Origin of the sequence: Robertmurraya mangrovi (assembly GCF_034427655.1) — a bacterium.
Lineage (GTDB): Bacteria > Bacillota > Bacilli > Bacillales > Cytobacillaceae > Robertmurraya_A > Robertmurraya_A mangrovi.
Map to the genome: position 1 here is coordinate 23,797 of NZ_JAXOFX010000005.1, position 18,232 is coordinate 42,028.

Consider the following 18,232-nt stretch of genomic DNA (forward strand, 5'->3'; position numbering starts at 1 on the left):
TAAAGTTATATAAATTTTTCAGATTTTTTAGCAAAATGGTAGTTTTGTCCTATGAAATTAGTAGAAGAAAACCATCTGAAGCTTTCCAGATGGCTTTCCTCCATTTTATTTTACTCGTGGGAAACCAAATCCTGATGCGTGATCATCACCAGTTTTAGCTCCAATACCACCTTTAATGTCATATAATTTTGCACGGTTTTGCAACTCTGCTCTAAGCGCTACGTGAGTTAACGAAGGATTAGCAGCCCAAATTTTAGCAGCTAAGCCTGACACATGTGGAGTTGCCATTGAAGTTCCGCTGATTGTGTTATATGAACCGTTATACCAAGTAGATTCAATTGCACGACCTGGTGCTGATACTTCTACATCCTTTTCTTGGATGACATAGTCCCCAGCAGTAGTTGGGATTCCTCTAGAAGAAAAATCTGCTACACGGTATGTACCGTTTTGTTGTACATTTTCTAATGCTGCAACTGCTACAGCGTTTACTAAAGCCCCAGGATATCCGATCGTATTATCTGCTGAACCACTGTTACCCGCTGCAGCAATGACAAGAACACCTTTACTGTAAGCATAATCTACTGCACTAGCAATCATTGAATCTTTTGCACTTGAACCTAGTGACATAGATAGAATCACTTTAGATCCTGTACGGACTGCTTCATCTGCAGCATGACGAATAGCTCCAGCAATATCATCAGAGTAGCCTGATCCTCTATCATTTAATACTTTATACGCCCACAGAGTTGCCTCTGGCGCCACTCCATAAATCCCTAATCCATCATTTCCACCATGTGCAAGAACAGAACCAGCAACATGTGTCCCATGACCATTTTTATCTGTACAACTTCCATTGACTAAAGGTGATTTAAATTGAGTAAAGTCTTTACATTGTTCAGCTGATCCAGCTAAGTCAATATGATTGGTATAAACACCTGTATCTAAGACCGCTACCTTAATGCCTTTACCACCAGAAGTAGCTTTAATTGTACTATCATTGTAGATAGCTTCAATTCCCCAAGGAGTTTGGTCACTTGGCAGCGCTTGTGCTGTTGTCCCTCCTGGTTTTGCATTCGTTTCAGGGCGCGTTTCTAGCTGAAGTTCTGAAACTAACTCTATTTTTAAATTCTTATTTTTTAGTAGAGCATGGTATTGATTTTCATTTACTGTAGTTGTAAAACCTTCTGTTCCAAAATCCCATCGAGCTCCGTAATGATCTTTTACTTTAACCTTTTCTTCGCTTGGCCCTTGGATATGAACCCTATACGTTTCTTTTGAGTTCATAGATTTTTGCTGACCAAAAGCTCCTGTTGTAAATAGTGAAAGTCCCATTGCTGCACTTAAAAGTGCCACCCCTAATGTTTTTCTTTTCTTCATGTAATAGCCCCTTTCACAAATGTAATGACAGCCATCAAGACTGTGTAATAACTATATTGCAAATTTTCTGACTAAATCAATGGTTTTTAGACATTAGGAGGTTGGGAAAATATTTAAATCTATAAAAATAGTGCAACTTATTTTCTTAAGTACTTCTGTTGGTAGTATTTTTAGGAATTCTATCTCACTCTCTAACAAATAAAAAGGTAATCAAATTGTGGAAGATTTATCAGATAACACTACTTACACATGTTTTAACACCCATATTCTGATATAATCTAGTAACTACCATTATTTTGAATAGGAGGTTTATACATGTCAGAAACAAAAAAAGTAGGAATTCTAAAAAGCTATCGGTTCCCCCTAATTTTGTTATTATCGATTATTATTGGTAGTTTAATAGGGATTTCCATGGGGGAAGATGCGGCCGTTCTACAGCCTTTAGGTGACTTATTTCTTAACCTAATGTTTACGATTGTCGTTCCATTGGTATTTTTCTCGCTAAGTGCCGTTGTAGCGAACATGCAAAACTTGAAACGTCTAGGCTCTATCATGGGTTCAATGATGCTTGTTTTTATTGTTACCGGTATTATCGCTTCTATGGTCATGATCGTAGCAGTTACCATGGTTCCACCATCAGAAGGAACAACCATTGAGTTAACTCAACCTGAAGAAGTGGAAGAACTAAGTCTTGGGGCACAAGTGGTAAAAGCCGTTAGTGTACCGGACTTTGTAGATTTATTTTCTAGAAGAAATATGCTAGCACTTATTGTATTTTCTGTATTATTCGGATTAGCAACCAACCTAGTAGGTGAAAAAGGCAGACCTGTTGCTACTTTCTTAGCTTCTGCTTCAGAGGTTATGGGGAAATTAGTTAAACTAGTAATGTACTATGCACCTATTGGATTAGCAGCCTACTTTGCTGCACTAGTTGGAGTGTTTGGTCCAGAATTATTAGGTAGTTATGCACGAGCTATGATTGTTTACTATCCCGTTACCGTTCTATACTTCTTTATTGGTTTTACGATTTATGCTTACATAGCAGGTGGTAAAAAAGGAATTAGTCGTTTCTGGAAAAACATTGCTGCACCAGCGATTACTTCTCTTGGAACTTGTAGTAGCGTAGCAACCATCCCAACCAATGTAGATGCAGCTAGAAAAATTGGGGTGCCTAAAGATGTTCGTGATGTTGTCATTCCGATGGGTGCTCAAATTCACATGGACGGTTCGGCTTTAGGAGCGATTTTAAAAATTTCCTTCTTATTTGGAATATTTAATATGAACTTTAGTGGAATTGAAACCTTTTTATATGCCATTGTGATCTCAATCGCAGCTGGAACGGTTATGAGTGGAGTACCTGGCGGTGGATTTATCGCTGAAATGTTTATAGTAACGATTTACGGTTTCCCAATGGAGGCACTACCTATCTTGGCTGTGTTAGGTACATTAATTGATCCACCAGCTACGATGGTAAATGCTACTGGAGACACGGTTTCTAGTATGGCTGTCACTAGATTGGTGGAAGGTAAAGAGTGGATTGAGTCAGATATTGAGGAATCCAACCAATTAACTGCGTAACACTTCATGAACTGGACTAGGATGAATTCATCATTCTAGTCTTTTTTTGTTTGGTTGTGAGCCTTTACAAAAAACATAATACTACCATATAATGTAAAGTGTAATCATATTTTTTAAAGGAGGAAAAGAGTCCGATGAGATTACCTGTTGTTTTTTGAATTGACCGAGCTTAAACGGGATAAGTATGTCCTTTTTTTAGCAAAGCCAATCGTGAAACAACAGACAATCTGGCTCTTTTCTTATATATACATTCGGCTTATGTGTATTTGTCGAAGTCACGGAAAGGGTAGAGTGTATTCACTGTACCCTTTTTTATATTTTTTTATCAGTACTCCAGCTTGTTTGTAAATATAAACACTTCTTCCCGTTTTACGATTGGTCTCAATACCAATTTTGAAGGAGACTACATTATGAGTATTTTATCAGTACAAAACTTAACACATTATTATGGAGCAAAATTAGTCCTTAAAAATATAAACTTTAACTTATTGAATCAAGAACGAGTTGGTCTCGTTGGAACAAACGGTTCTGGCAAGTCGACTTTACTTCAGATCCTGAACGGAACATTACTACCTGATCAGGGTGATATTGAATGGCTACCGAATGTAAAGGTTGGCTATCTAGATCAGCATATAAACCTAACCGAAGGAATAACCATTAGAAATTACTTGAGAAGTGCTTTTCAGTATTTATACGACGCCGAGCTTGAAATGCTAGAAATATCTAATAAAATGGCAGATTGTCTCGGTTCCGAATTGGATAAACTGTTGAATCGGTTTTCTGTTCTACAAGGGTTGTTAGACCATGGGGACTTTTATGGGATTGACTTAAAAGTTGAAGAAATTTCTGCTGGTTTAGGGATAGATGTATATGGTTTAGAAACGGATGTTAGTCAATTAAGTCGCGGTCAAAGAACCAAGTTACTGTTAGCTAAACTGTTGTTAGAAGAGCCTCATGTTTTATTGCTCGATGAACCAACGAACTATCTAGACTATGAGCATATTGAATGGTTACAAAGCTATTTAAAACAGTATCCACATTCATTCATACTCATTTCTCATGACACGCATTTCATGAACGAAGTGGTGAATATCATTTATCATCTTGAGCATCAAAATCTAACAAGATATATAGGAAATTATCATAAGTTTATGGAAGCTTATGAGTTTAGAAAACATCAAACATTTTTAGCCTACGATAGGCAGCAAGCTGAAATAAAAAAGCTTGAGACGTATATTAATAAAAACAAAGCTCGTGCTTCAACATCTAAACAAGCAAAAGCTAGGGAAAAGAAGCTGTTGAAAATAGATCGAATCGAAACACCTAGTCCACCTCCAAAACCTAAGTTTTCTTTTAAGGTTTGTGAAAGGCCAGCTAGTTTAATCGTTGAAGTAAGTCAGTTAGAGGTAGGGTATGATAAGGTTTTACTACCTCCTATGTCCTTTGCTTTAAAAAGAGGAGAAAAAGTAGCCATCATTGGTCATAATGGAATAGGAAAATCTACCACATTAAAAACCATTATGGGTGAGTTAAGTCCTCTAGGTGGTACCGTTTCATTTGGTCAAAATGTAAGCCCCTCCTATTTTGCTCAAGAATGGACCTCAACATCGCAGGAAACACCACTTGAGTACATTTGGTCATTACATGAGAGAATGACTCAAAAAGAAGTTCGGCAAGCACTTGCCAGAGCTGGCCTAAAGTCAGAACATATTTTTCAACCTTTACATTCTTTAAGCGGCGGAGAACAAACGAGAGTTAGGTTATGTGAATTAATGCTGGAGAAAAGTAACTGGCTCATTCTTGATGAACCTACCAATCATCTAGATATCCAAGCAAAAGAAATACTTGCTAAAGCATTACAGGCATATGAAGGAACTGTAATGGTAGTGTCTCATGAACCTGAATTTTATGAGCAGTGGGTTACTCAGGTGTGGAACATGGAAGATTGGCGCGTGTAGAACACTCTCCTTAAATAATGAGGTTGCTTCATATGTATCTCGTTGTAATCGATGAAGTTTGTTCGTATCGAAAAACCTGTCATTAAAATAACGACAGGTTTTTTTGAAATATTATTGAACTACTACTGCATCAGTAATAAGTTTCCCGTCCACTTTCAATGAGATGGTTAAAGTTGGGCGTTGGCCATTTTGATTGGCTGGTATTTTCATACTACCACCTATGGTAATACTCTCTCGACCTTCAACACTCTTAACCTCTTTCACTTCACTAACCAATCGACCATGTTTGTCGACTAATTCCATTACTAGTTCAACTTCTTTCGCATCAACCCAATTGTTTTTAATTTCAGTACTTAAGTTAATGTTTTGTTTTCTCTCTAAACTTTGAATGGTTTGGCCGTTTTCATCCGTGATGCTAGGTGTTGAAACAACGTACTCTACTGTCGGACGAATAAATGTAAAGTCTGAATCTACACGTGGTTTTACTTGGTAAACCCCTTTAAATTGACTAGAGATACCAGAGAGATTAATAACATCTCCATTTTGGAAATTAAATTGGTCGTACACTAAACCTGTACGGCTATCCACTCGAACCAAAATCGCTTCATTTTCTTTATTAATCGCTTTAAATTCAAATGTACCATTTGCATTTACTTTTTCTAAATCAGCAATAGTGACTTCTTCTAAAGTAATTAGTTGACCTTCATTTTCCTTCGAAGGATTGGCTACTATTGCAGCTGGTACTGGAGCAGTATCCACCTTTACTAGTTTAGTAACATTAGAAATTTGGAATTCCCCATTAAAATTTGCTGTTTTTCCAGTTATTTCAACCACATCTCCAACATTTACATCATTAGTAGTTTGATAGATATAGGCTGCACCCGTTTCATCTTGAAGGTAGAAGCCTTTTCCACCCCAAGCACCAGGTATTGTTGTAACAGTCCCTTTTACTGTTACCACTTTATTTGTAGTCAGTTGACGTGCTTCTGCAATTGTTGAAAGAGGGTTTGGCTGAGTCACTTGATCGGTCGTAATCTTAATTCTGCTACCTTCAACATAATCAATCGGACCGTTGTGATTTTTCACATACTCTACAATGGATTCCCAAACCTTCCCGTAGTTAGAGGCAGCTACCACTTCTGTACCTAAACTATAGAAAGCTCTTCCATGCATATAATCGTTATAAGCTACCGTATATGGTTTTGTCTCATCTAATGGTGAGCCATCAGGTAGAGTAACTTTTACATCCGAGATTTTTCCGTCTTTCTTTATTAATTCGTAATGCAAGCCGGACACTTGTAAGTCTGAACCATTATGGAATTGTGCTTGAGTTAGTAATATTTCTTTTACCTTTGCAACATTCGTTTTAACAACAACAATTTCATTTTTAAATGCATCTAAGTTCTCGATCTGCTTATCCGCAATATCACCAGGAGCAATATTACCTTCAACCGAAGAGTTATTCAGCATCCCAAAGTCCGCACCTGTTTTTGAGCGAACGGAGTCCGTATATAGATTACCTAAACTTGAATCTCCTAGTTTGTTGTTTGCTGATGATAAACCTTTTGAAGTCGATCCAATTACCGTTCCTTCAATTGGTGCATTTGCAGCAACTTCAATCTTAATACGCTCATTTGAATTGTAACTAATCGTTTTACCTAGTGAAGTTTCATGTTTGGCAAAAGCAATCATGGATTCTGTCATAAAACCGGATTTTGCTTCTAAAACCGTTCCGGCAAAGTTATATCCACTTCCACCTGAACCGATATAATCACCAACGGCAACAATATATTTTTTCGCTAAGTCAATAGGTTGACCATTAATCGTTAATTCTGAACCTACAAATTTACCTGTGTTGTTTGTTAAGATTTTGTAGTGTAAACCTGAAGTTTGTAAATCAACTGAACTACGACGATTATAAGAATAATCAATGACATCTTTTAAGGCTTGTCCAGTCATTTCGATTTTCATAATTTCGTTTGCAAATGGCTCAACTCGGTAAATATCACCTACCGTTAAACTTCCACTTGCAATATTGTCTCGAATTCCTCCGTTATTCGTTAAAGCAACATCTGCATTTGTAAAATAACGAATAGAATCTGTCCAAAAGTTACCTAATTGAGTATCGCGGTTTCCACTTCTAGATAGTCCGGTAGTTGTACCAATAACCTCTCCTAATAAAGGTGCCATTGCCTCTTTATAGGCATCAACTTTAGCCTGGATTGCGGGATCAGCTTCTTCTAAAAGACTTACTTTTTGCAAAAAGCCGTTTACTGAAACAACTTCTTTTGTTTCCGTATTATAAGAAATATTTAAGTTACCAACGTTTTCTGCATTCCCACCTGTTTGTACGATTGGAGTGCCATTGACTATCGCTGGAGCACTTAATGCTGTATGAGAGTGAGCACCGATAATAACGTCAAAAAAGTTAATAGCTTGAGCAATTTCTCGATCTTCACTATAGCCAACGTGTGTTAAAGCGATTAAAATATCAGTTTCATTTTTTAAAAATTCATATTGCTTTAATGTTTGAATTGGGTCATTAAATTTGATACCAACTACGTTTGCTGGTGCTGTTGATGGAGGCGTTTCTATTACAGATACTAAACCTACTTTTAATCCATTTGCCTCAAGAATCGTGTATGGGTTTGGTTGAGGGACTTCTTTGACTCTTGGGTTTTCTACTACAATATTAGCCCCTAGCCAAGGAAAGTTTGCTTGTAGCTGACGTTCAACATATTCTTCCTGGCCGTAATCAAAATCATGGTTACCTATTGCCATTGCTTGTAGTCCCATGTCATTTAGTAAATCAACAATGGGTTTTCCTTTTTGTAGATCTACAACAGGGTTTCCACTAAAAATATCCCCTGCATCAATATAAAGGGAATGACTTGCCTTACTTCTTTCGGATTGAATATAAGCTGCAATCTTTGCAAAATGATCAATCTTAGCATGGAGATCATTTGTATGTAAAATTTTTAAGTCAACAATGTTCCCCTCTTGAGTTTCTGAAGCCTCTGCAGTAAATTGAAAAATAGGTGTAAATAAGGAGTAAAATAAGATAGTAAATAAAACTAGTACAGAGGTAATCTTATTTTTCCTCGTTAAAAAGTAACGCATGATGTTCCTCCTCAATATTTAATATGACGCATGTATCCCACTATAAAGGCAGTGTGTAAATATAATTTTAAGATAATATTAAACATTCGTTAAATGCTGGTTTTCCCATCTATTTCCTATGTATTAATATCTATGAAAATGCTTTCATTACCAAAAGGTAAGCGGTAAGGACTACAGATTATTTTATTGATATATGAATATTTATTCACGACTAAAGGAGCGGGACGTATGAAAGTACTGATTAATCAAGAAGAAGTGGTGTTGTTTAGAGGGGCATCATTAAAACATGCTTTACTGAAGAAAAATCAAGGACTTTATAATCTTGTCTTAACAGGAGAAGCGACTATCTTTGATCAATATGGGAATGAAGTTGAAATGAATGGTGCTGCAGAGGAAGGTATGGCTTATACGGTGCAACAAATAAAATAGGGTTATACACCCATAGTCAAGTTCCCCTTGTATCCTGACTTTTATTTTTGGAAATAATAAAGTTAAAATATAGGGGGGAATAAATATGAAGGATCCTTTCAAATTTTTCAATCGGTTTCTCCATAACGATTTTGAACAAGAAGAGTATGATACTAAAGATTCTTTTGAAGATGATGAAATAGATGAAGATGACCATGATGATCGTTACATGGAGCGTGATTTCTTTTAAGAGTTATAAATAAAAGGGGCTGTCTAATCAGTAGCTAAGTAAAATATGAAGAGAGAAATGAATTCTCTTTCTCCGCTTCATTTTATATCTAGTATTAAGCACTTAGTTGATTGGAGGGGAAGGCACTTGACTCCAGCGGGATGCAGAGGAAGGTCGAGACCCCACAGACGGAACGGCGAGGAGGCTCGACTTCCTCCCCGCGGAAAGCAAGTGCCTGGACCGGAAATCAACGGACGAAATTACTAGAACAATTCAATTATCAATAGCCTAATAAAATATGGGCTGTTCCATAAATCATTTTATAATGACTTATGGGACAGCCTACTTTGTCATTTATTAAATTGGAGCACCACTTGTGTACATACAAACCAGGTTCCTTCCGCTTTGCTTTGCATTATACAATGCATGATCAGCTTCTTGGAAAAGCATATCAGGTTTACTAATTTTATTGTGATAGTTAGCCACACCAACAGATACAGTGAGATTTATTTTTCTATAGTCCGGTAAAATAAATGGATAATTCTCTACTGTCTCTCGTATTCTTTCTGCAATGTCTTTTACTTGTTCAATTGTACAATCTTGAAGAAGAATAGAAAATTCCTCTCCTCCATTTCTTGAAACAATGTCACCTTCTCTTGTTAGTTTAGTTAGTAAACTAGCAAGTTGTTTTAATACCTCATCTCCTGAATGATGTCCATATGTATCGTTGATTTTCTTAAAAAAATCTACGTCTACTAGACAAATCGCACATTCACTATTATCTTTTATAGCTTTCGATAAAAACTGGTTGTAATAATAAGCAAAGGATCGGACATTATACAGACCCGTTAAAGAATCGCGCCGAGCACTTTCTTTATATTTAAGATACAATTCAGTATTTCTACGGATATATAAAACAAAATAAAAAGTCAGTATTCCACCAAAAAATGCACTTATCACATGATAAAAGGCATACACAAGTACTTGTACATAATTTTCAGATACGATATATAAAGCTAACGAGAAAATGGCCTGACTATATATGATTAGCGTAACCCAAAGTTTCCATGGAGAAAGCTTTATCTTATGTACAATTAGACTGGAACCTACCGCGATTGTAAGCATCATAAATAAAGAAACGATGGAAGAAAAATTAAAATCGATTAAAAACCGTCCAATAGAAATGACGATTGAAGAAATGATGGTTGGGATAAAGCCCCCAAAAAACGCTACTAAAATAACAGGTATATGTCTTAAGTCTAGTATAGTAATGTCATTGACTTGGATACTATAGTGCATTAAAACAATTCCTAAAATCCCTGCTATTAAACCATCTAAAATTTTTATACTAAGAGGGGAATTAAAGGTGAGCCTATTATTACGAAATAACTCATGCCAAATAAATGTAAATGCCATTAAAATTGATATATTAACGACCAAATCACTAATCATTAACAATCTTCCCCTTAACCAAATTTTACCCCTAGGGTAAAATTGTACCATATTTATAAACTGGTATCATTTGTTTATCCTATTTACATGAAAAAAACCTGATGTTCTGAGCACCAGGTTTGATTTATTAGGAACGCTAAATTTCAGGGACAAAACAGTTCACTGCCCATTTCTGTGGTAATTCTTGTGTTTGGATGAGTTGTGCAATATTCTTGGCACAATGTTCTAAACTATCCTTATATGTATCCACCACGATATCATAGACTTCACTCTTATGTACATACTCTAACTGCTGCTTTCCTTGACCTATTCGTCTGTCTCCTCTTTGCATTTCTCTTCTCTCCAATTCTTCAATTGGACATTGAACTCCAACAAATAAGACAGGATAGTCTTTGAGAGTCTTGTAACAATCTTCTGTAGTAAATGAATCATGTAGAATTTGATCTACAATCAAATTTACTCCTTTGTCTGAAAACATCGCTATAGTACGGTGGAAGAAATATTCTGTTGGTACCGGAATCAATCTATCATTTTCTCGGTCCTCCATTCGCTCAATTACAATATCAAAATCATCTATACTCAAGTGATAATAATTAGGCAATATTTTCGTTAACTCTTTCGATAATGTTGATTTCCCTGAGCTTGACACTCCATTAAGTAAAATAATATTCCCTTTATCCATTTTAACGCTCCTTATTTTTTGCCGCTTATTTATTAGATTGATTGTAACAAACCGTTTGAAATATTTCGACACTTTATTTTTTCTCTCATTTGAAAACTAAATCCCCCCTGTTCATGGATTAACTCACTTTAATCATAGTTTTTGTATCAAGAGGGAATGTTATTTCTTAATGAAGTGAGCTATCATTTGTTTGCGTTATCCAACGAGAAGAAAGGAGTAAAAAAATGCGAAAGATAAATAATTCCTATTTTCCCCTTCAGTTACTTAACAGGAAAAAAGAATACATCTTTTTGTTTATTCTACTATTTTCATTTGCAATTCCCACCCAAGCAAATGAATCAACTTTATCAGAGGCACCTATTTTTATTGACGGTGACCCTATTAACACAAAATATCTAATGAGAAATGGACACTTACTCGTTCCAGCTCTGTTTTTAAAAAACACTGGTGCTACTGTAGATTGGGATGCTCAATACCGATCAATTGTATTCCAATCAAAGAACGTTAGGTTCGCAGCGCCTCTTGGGAAAAACTATACTGATGACTATATTCAACATTTAGGAACTTGGGTAAGAAATCCTTTAGCTACAGCAACAATAGAATTCGGCGGCGATTATTTTGTACCAATAGTAGATATTGCAAATAAATTAGGGATGAAGGTAAAATACGATTTTTCTATTAATCGAACCTTCATAACAACAAACATTGCATCTCCTACAATCACCTATCGTCAAGCAGAGAGCAGAGAAAAACTTGTAGCCATTACTTACGACGATGGTCCAGAGGATTATTATACTCCTCAAATTTTAGACATTTTAAAAGATAAAGGGGTCCCTGCTACATTTTTTGTACTAGGAAAGCAGGTCAAGGCAAACCCAGATCTAATGGAGAGAATCGTGAAAGAAGGCCATGGTCTAGCTAACCATTCCTACAATCACCCTGACTTAAGAAAGAATTGGAGTTCCGTTGTAAGACAAGAAATTTTATCTACACAAGATGAGCTGCAACGAGTGGTTGGAAAAAAACCAGATTTATTCCGTCCTCCATATGGAGCCTATACGAAGGCAGATGCCGTAGTTTTAAATCAAATTGGCATGAGAAACATCCTTTGGAACGTTGATACACTTGACTGGAGTGGGAACAGTGCCGAGGATATTTTATCGATAATTAAACGTGATACAAAACCGGGAGCCATTATCTTACAACATAATTTTAAAGAAAACAGAATGTTAGATGGAGCGATAGAGGCATTACCACAAATTATAGATGAGCTAAAAAAACAAGGCTATAAGTTTGTAACGATTCAAACCTTGCTTTCTAATCCATAAGAGGTGATTCCCCCTTACATAATTAAGGGGGAATCACCTCCGTACACGAATATTTCTTCTATTTATTATTGGAAGTATTAGTTAGTAGACTTGCACGCTTATTGTTTGTGGCAATGATATATACTGCTGCAAATGCAATGATGACTGCAATAAACGAACCTATGTTGAATATTCCTTTTTGTGAATACCATACAATGGAATACCCAACAGCTCCTGACAGTAAGGCATAGTAGGTGAATGGGAATAAAGTTTTTCGAATAACTGCTCCTTCTTTACCTACTAGACCTACTACTGCCGATGCCGCTACAACGTTGTGAACACAAATCATGTTACCAGCAGCTCCACCGACAGCTTGCAAAGCAACAATCCATGAAGGATCAACTCCAATTTGTGAACCAACATCATACTGGAATAAAGAGAACATCATATTACTTACCGTATTACTTCCCGCTATGAATGCACCCAATCCACCTATAAAAGTAGCAAAAATCGGCCAAAACTCACCTGCTAGTGCAGCAACACCATTCGCTAATTCAATCGGCATACGTTCAAAACCGGCGGCTCCACCTCCTGTATTTAAAAACACTTGTACCATCGGAACAGTAAAGATAAGAGCAGTTGATGCAGATAACATCGTTTTAGCTGATTGAGACCAAGCTCGACCGTAGGCACTTCCGTTCATTCCATGGATAAAGAACGTAATCACTGACACAAGGATAAAGATTGTTCCAGGTAAATATAATGGCTGGAAGCTAGCTGTAATAGCAGACCCGAAGATGTTTTCAAATTTTACGGTCCAAGATTGCATCCAACCTTGTAAAGGAAGCGTTTTCAATCTAGTTAATACTAAGAAAACACCAACTAACACGTAAGGTAACCAAGCTTTGAACATGCTCATGCTTCCGCTCTTATGTGAGATATCTTTAATTTCTAATTTACCAATCCACTCTGGGTCCCATTTAGACTTTTCTTCAAAATCCCAAGTATCTTCTTTTGGAGGTAAAAGGAATCCTTTTTTTGCTGCAAATACGACAATAGCCAATCCAACTAATCCTCCAATCATAGAAGGAAACTCTGGACCTAATACATTTGCCACAATGATATAAGGAATGGTCATGGCAAAAGAAGAGAACAAAGCAAACTTCCAAACCTTTAACCCTTCTGTGAATGATTTATTTTTACCAAAGAATCTTGTCATAAGAGCCACAACAAATAGGGGAACTAGTGTGCCCGCAATCATATGTAATAGGGCAACCTTTCCACCAATGGCTGTTACTAGAGCAAGGAAGTCAGTTGTAATAGTAGGATCAGCTGATAACCCACTTTGAACACCTACAAGCATCGGAGTACCGACAGCTCCAAACGAAACGGGGGTACTTTGTATAACCATCCCCGCTACTACTGCTGCCATCGCTGGGAATCCAAGACCAACCATAAGTGGTACCGCTACTGCAGCCGGTGTACCAAATCCAGCTGCACCTTCAATGAAGGATCCAAACAACCAAGCAACAATGATGACCTGAATACGGCGGTCTTCAGATATATCTGTGAAACCTTGGCGTATGGTCTTTATGCCACCGCTTTCTTGTAGAGTATTTAATAGTAGAATGGCACCAAAAATAATGTACAATAAGGTCCCGGCAACAACCAATCCATTGATTGATGCGGCCGCCACATTCACACCTGGAACTTTCCAAACATATAATGCTAGACCCACTGCAACGAGGTACGCAATAGGCATTGCTTTACTCGCTGGCCATCTTAATCCTACTAAAAATACCCCTACCGCAATGATAGGCAATAAAGATAAAAAAGCTAACATTCCAGTACTCATAAGACACTTTCCTCCTTTAGTTTGATAATAAGAAACAATAAATTCATTTGTTGCATATAAAACAACATTGCTATACAACGATAGAAAAATTGTTATACAGCAACGGTAAATCTAACCGTTTTAGTTCAAGTCAAATTGTTAATTTTGTTAATTTTCAAAATATTTATTTTACATTTTTATGAACCTAAAATATGCTCCTTCCCTCTTAATTATTCTTACTTAGAAAGTTGCTCTAGAAATAAATCATTTCTATATTTTTATCCGGAGTTGTAGGTCAAGTTGTACTAGATGCTTTTCTAAACAAAAAAAATTTGTTCGAAATAGTATTTCAATCTAATTTCGAACAAATTATTTATTAACCTTCTAGTTATCTCTTTTATTCTTTATTTAACAAAACCTAATCTAGCGGATATGCTTTTCCCTATCACAACCATTTTCTCCTGAAGTTCATGTAATCTTTCATCGGTCATTCTAATAGTAGGGCCTGAAATACTCACAGCCGCTACTGCTTTTCCTAAATGGTCAAAAATGGGAACAGCAATACATGTTATGCCATATTCATTTTCCTCAAGATCGAGTGCATATCCCCTTTGTCTTACACTAATAAGCTCTTCCATAAAGGTATCGATGTTTACAATGGTCTTATCCGTATGCATCGGCATTCCTTTTCGCTCAAGAATGTCGATCACTTCATTTGAAGGAAAATGAGCTATAATAGATTTCCCAACAGCTGTACAATGTATAGGGGCTCTTTTTCCAACCTTTGAATGCATGCGCAATGTTTCATTTCCTTCTAATTTTTCAATATAGACGACTTCCCCTTGATCATAAACCACTAAATGAATTACTTCATTTGTATATTTCCCTAATTCTTGTAACAAGGGCTTTGCCTCTGTTCGTAAATCAATTGATTCAAGTAATCTAGAGCTTACCTCTAAAAACTTATAACCTAATTTATATTTACCGGTCTCTTGATCTTGTTCAATGTATCCATATTGTACGAGTGTTGATAAAATCCGATAAACAGAGCTTTTATTTATATCTATCTGTTTTGCGATTTCTGTAACACCTAAACCACCTTTTTTCATCCCCACAAGAGTAATGATATCAAGGGCCCGGCTTACAGACTTCACCATATTCTCCCTTTCCACTTTAACCCACCTCAGAGCGTAAACATATTATTCGTATTATAGCATACCGTTATTTGACAACGGTTTGGTTTCAAGTCCATTTACGCCTTTACACTTACAGATGCAAAACTATTCCTTAATGTCCCAATTTCCTTAATCGTACATTCTATAACAGCACCTATTCCAACGAATTCCGCTCCAATAGGACTACCTGATAAAATTACATCTCCTGGTTTTAGGGTCATAACTTTCGATAAGTATGAGATCATTTTTCGAATGGGAATAATCATTAAATCTGTTCCACTATATTGTTTTTGCTCACCGTTCAATTTTGCCTCAACGGTTACGGTGAAAGGATCCAGATCGGTCTCAATGACTGGGCCTAACGGGGTAAATGTATCGAAAGATTTTCCAACCATCCAATGACCATCTTTGTGGAAAAATTGTGGTGCGGTTACGTCATTGCCAACCGTGTATCCAAACACATAATCGAATACATCTTCTTCAGAAACATGCTTTGCCTCTTTCCCCATAACAATAGCTAATTCTGATTCAAACTTTACTTGTTCAATTCCTTCTGGAATGATTATTTTTTCATTAGGACCAATGACAGAAGAAGTTGGTTTAAAAAAGAAAACTGGAATTTCAGGTAACTCAGTAGGCAGTTCCTCAAGCTTTGATACATAATTAGCACCGATTCCAATAATTTGATTCGGTTCTAGAGGTGCTAAAAATTGTGCTTCATCAGCAGGAAACTCTTCTCGTGTATATTTCCAATCCTCAAAAATATTTCCTTCAATGACTTTGAGTCGACCATCCGTTAATATGCCATTATATTGTTCTAACCCAATACTAAATCGTGCAAATTTCATTCTTACACTCCTTCCTATTGGACAACAGGGCATTACAGTTTAATGCCCCGTTTTTAATATTTATTGCTTTACAGAAAATTTTGCCTTCGCCTCTAAACGACGACGATGTAAAATCGGTTCTGTATAGCCACTTGGCTGGTCATAGCCCTTAAACACAAGTTCACAAGCAGCTTGGAAGGCTACTGAATCGTTATAGTTATCTGCCATCGGTCGGTATGCTGCGTCTCCTGCATTTTGCTCATCTACTACTTTTGCCATCCTCTTTAAAGTTTCTAGCACTTGCTCTTCTGTTACTACCCCATGGTGTAACCAATTTGCCATATGCTGACTAGAGATTCGCAGTGTCGCACGGTCTTCCATTAATCCCACATTGTTAATATCAGGTACTTTTGAACAGCCAATTCCTTGTTCCACCCAACGTACAACATAACCAAGGATTCCTTGTGAATTGTTATCAAGTTCTTGCTGAATCTCTTCTTTAGACCAAGTCGGATTGCTTTCAACTGGGATGGTTAAAATATCGTCTCTTAAATCTTGCACATCTTTTAAGAGTTCGTTTTGCACTTCTCTCACATCCACTTGATGGTAGTGAAGAGCATGTAAAGTAGCCGCTGTAGGTGACGGAACCCAAGCTGTATTCGCTCCCGCTTGTAGGTGACCCACTTTTTGCTTTAACATTTCTGCCATCATATCCGGCATAGCCCACATACCTTTTCCAATTTGTGCACGACCTTGGAAGCCGCTTTCTAATCCAACATTCACATTTGACTTCTCGTAACCTTGTAACCATTTAGACCCTTTCATATCATTCTTGCGGATCATAGGGCCAGCCTCCATAGAGGTATGCATTTCGTCCCCTGTACGATCTAAGAAACCGGTGTTAATAAAAACCACTCTTTCTTTTACTTGGCTAATGCAATTTTTCAAGTTTAGAGAAGTCCGTCGCTCTTCATCCATTACTCCGATTTTTAATGTGTTCCGTTCTAAACCTAGCAAATCCTCCACACGGTCAAAAAGCTCATTCGCAAAGGCAACTTCTTCTGATCCATGCATTTTTGGCTTAACAATATATACAGAACCTTTAGAGGAGTTTTGGTATTTACCGTTAGCCAGTAATGAATGCTTGGCAAGAAGACTCGTCATCACTGTATCCATTATGCCTTCAGGAAGCTCTTGACTATTCTCATCTAAAAGAGCATTTGTTGTCATTAAGTGACCAACATTACGTACAAACATTAATGAACGTCCTTTTAATGTAACTTCTTCCCCAGTAGGTGAAGTGTACGTACGATCTGGATTAAGAGTACGTGTTAACGTTTTATCGCCTTTCTTGAATTTTGCAGTAAGATCACCTTTCATTAATCCTAACCAGTTTCTATAGACAAGCACTTTATCTTCCGCGTCTACTGCAGCAACTGAATCTTCACAATCCATAATAGTCGTTAAGGCAGATTCTAAAAGGACATCCTTTACTCCAGCTGGATCCGTCTTTCCGATTGGATGATTAGCGTCGATTTGAATTTCAAAGTGCAGTCCATTATTTTTAAGTAAAACAACTGTCGGTTCCTCTGATTTGCCTTGATAGCCTACTAGTTTTTCCTCATTTACTAGTCCAGTTGTTTCTCCACTTTTTACGGTAACAACTAATTTTCCACCAACAACCGTATATTTCACTGCTTCCTTGTGTGAAAAACCATTTAAAGGAGCAGCTCGATCAAGAAATTCCCTCGCAAAAGTAATAACCTTTTCACCGCGAACAGGATTATAGCTTCCTTCACGAGTGGCACCATCTTCCTCACTGATTACATCAGTTCCGTATAGTGCATCATATAAGCTTCCCCATCTCGCATTCGCCGCGTTTAGAGCATAACGTGCATTATCTACTGGTACAACTAGCTGTGGTCCCGCTTGAAGCGCTACTTCTCCATCCACATTTTCAGTCGTCACTTGAAAATCTGCTACTTCAGGCTCTAAATAACCAATTTCCTGCAAGAATGCTTTATATTGATCAAAATTAAAATCATTATTGCTTTTGTGCCATGTATGAATTTTTTCCTGAATATCATCACGACGTTGTAACAAAGCTTTATTTTTTGGAGCAAGTTCATATACAAGTGTTTCTAAATCCGCCCAAAACTGCTCCTGATTGAGCCTACTGCCAGGAAGTGCCTCTGAATTAACAAATTGATAAAGTTGTGGTGCTACTTGAAGTTTCCCTACTTTTACGTAATCTCCCATTCTATAATCCTCCTTAATTTAGAAAA

Annotated in this window: 13 protein-coding genes; 5 read left to right on the forward strand and 8 right to left on the reverse strand. The window is 36.9% G+C overall.

Annotated elements, in window-relative coordinates; genetic code table 11:
• Positions 1-105: 105 nt before the first annotated feature.
• Complete coding sequence (locus SM124_RS09680) at positions 106-1,377, reverse strand: S8 family peptidase (protein WP_322446322.1); 1,272 nt, start codon at positions 1,375-1,377, stop codon at positions 106-108.
• A 315-nt stretch (positions 1,378-1,692) separates the two neighbouring features.
• Between SM124_RS09680 and SM124_RS09685 the strand changes: the two genes are divergently transcribed.
• Positions 1,693-2,955, forward strand: coding sequence for a dicarboxylate/amino acid:cation symporter (locus SM124_RS09685; protein WP_322446323.1), 1,263 nt, complete (start codon positions 1,693-1,695; stop codon positions 2,953-2,955).
• A gap of 410 nt (positions 2,956-3,365) precedes the next feature.
• Complete coding sequence (locus SM124_RS09690; protein ID WP_322446324.1) at positions 3,366-4,913, forward strand: ABC-F family ATP-binding cassette domain-containing protein; 1,548 nt, start codon at positions 3,366-3,368, stop codon at positions 4,911-4,913.
• A gap of 111 nt (positions 4,914-5,024) precedes the next feature.
• On the opposite strand, the gene SM124_RS09695 is transcribed toward SM124_RS09690, so the two are convergent.
• Positions 5,025-8,033 (reverse strand): 5'-nucleotidase C-terminal domain-containing protein, encoded by a 3,009-nt coding sequence (locus SM124_RS09695; RefSeq protein WP_322446325.1) that lies wholly within the window; start codon positions 8,031-8,033, stop codon positions 5,025-5,027.
• A gap of 228 nt (positions 8,034-8,261) precedes the next feature.
• On the opposite strand from SM124_RS09695, the gene SM124_RS09700 reads away from it, so the two are divergent.
• Positions 8,262-8,462 (forward strand): hypothetical protein, encoded by a 201-nt coding sequence (locus SM124_RS09700; protein ID WP_322446326.1) that lies wholly within the window; start codon positions 8,262-8,264, stop codon positions 8,460-8,462.
• Between the two features lie 85 nt (positions 8,463-8,547).
• Entirely contained in the window at positions 8,548-8,691 is a 144-nt protein-coding gene (locus tag SM124_RS09705; RefSeq protein WP_322446327.1) for a hypothetical protein, read from the forward strand.
• A gap of 336 nt (positions 8,692-9,027) precedes the next feature.
• Here the strand turns inward: SM124_RS09705 and SM124_RS09710 are convergent, their stop codons facing one another.
• Complete coding sequence (locus SM124_RS09710; protein WP_322446328.1) at positions 9,028-10,122, reverse strand: diguanylate cyclase; 1,095 nt, start codon at positions 10,120-10,122, stop codon at positions 9,028-9,030.
• 136 nt (positions 10,123-10,258) lie between these two features.
• The gene (locus tag SM124_RS09715; RefSeq protein WP_322446329.1) at positions 10,259-10,804 is read right to left on the reverse strand and encodes a chloramphenicol phosphotransferase CPT family protein; all 546 of its coding nucleotides are present in this window, start codon (positions 10,802-10,804) and stop codon (positions 10,259-10,261) included.
• Between the two features lie 224 nt (positions 10,805-11,028).
• Between SM124_RS09715 and SM124_RS09720 the strand changes: the two genes are divergently transcribed.
• On the forward strand, positions 11,029-12,132 hold the full coding sequence (locus SM124_RS09720) for a polysaccharide deacetylase family protein (RefSeq protein ID WP_322446330.1): 1,104 nt from the start codon (positions 11,029-11,031) through the stop codon (positions 12,130-12,132).
• A gap of 58 nt (positions 12,133-12,190) precedes the next feature.
• On the opposite strand, the gene SM124_RS09725 is transcribed toward SM124_RS09720, so the two are convergent.
• The 4 genes from SM124_RS09725 to SM124_RS09740 form a co-directional block, all read right to left on the reverse strand.
• Positions 12,191-13,966: an L-lactate permease gene (locus tag SM124_RS09725; RefSeq protein ID WP_322446331.1), complete on the reverse strand. Its 1,776-nt coding sequence runs from the start codon at positions 13,964-13,966 to the stop codon at positions 12,191-12,193.
• A 383-nt stretch (positions 13,967-14,349) separates the two neighbouring features.
• The gene (locus tag SM124_RS09730; RefSeq protein WP_322446332.1) at positions 14,350-15,117 is read right to left on the reverse strand and encodes an IclR family transcriptional regulator; all 768 of its coding nucleotides are present in this window, start codon (positions 15,115-15,117) and stop codon (positions 14,350-14,352) included.
• Positions 15,118-15,197: 80 nt separating this feature from the next.
• Positions 15,198-15,968 (reverse strand): fumarylacetoacetate hydrolase family protein, encoded by a 771-nt coding sequence (locus tag SM124_RS09735; protein WP_322446333.1) that lies wholly within the window; start codon positions 15,966-15,968, stop codon positions 15,198-15,200.
• Between the two features lie 60 nt (positions 15,969-16,028).
• On the reverse strand, positions 16,029-18,206 hold the full coding sequence (locus SM124_RS09740) for a malate synthase G (RefSeq protein ID WP_322446334.1): 2,178 nt from the start codon (positions 18,204-18,206) through the stop codon (positions 16,029-16,031).
• Positions 18,207-18,232: the final 26 nt, after the last annotated feature.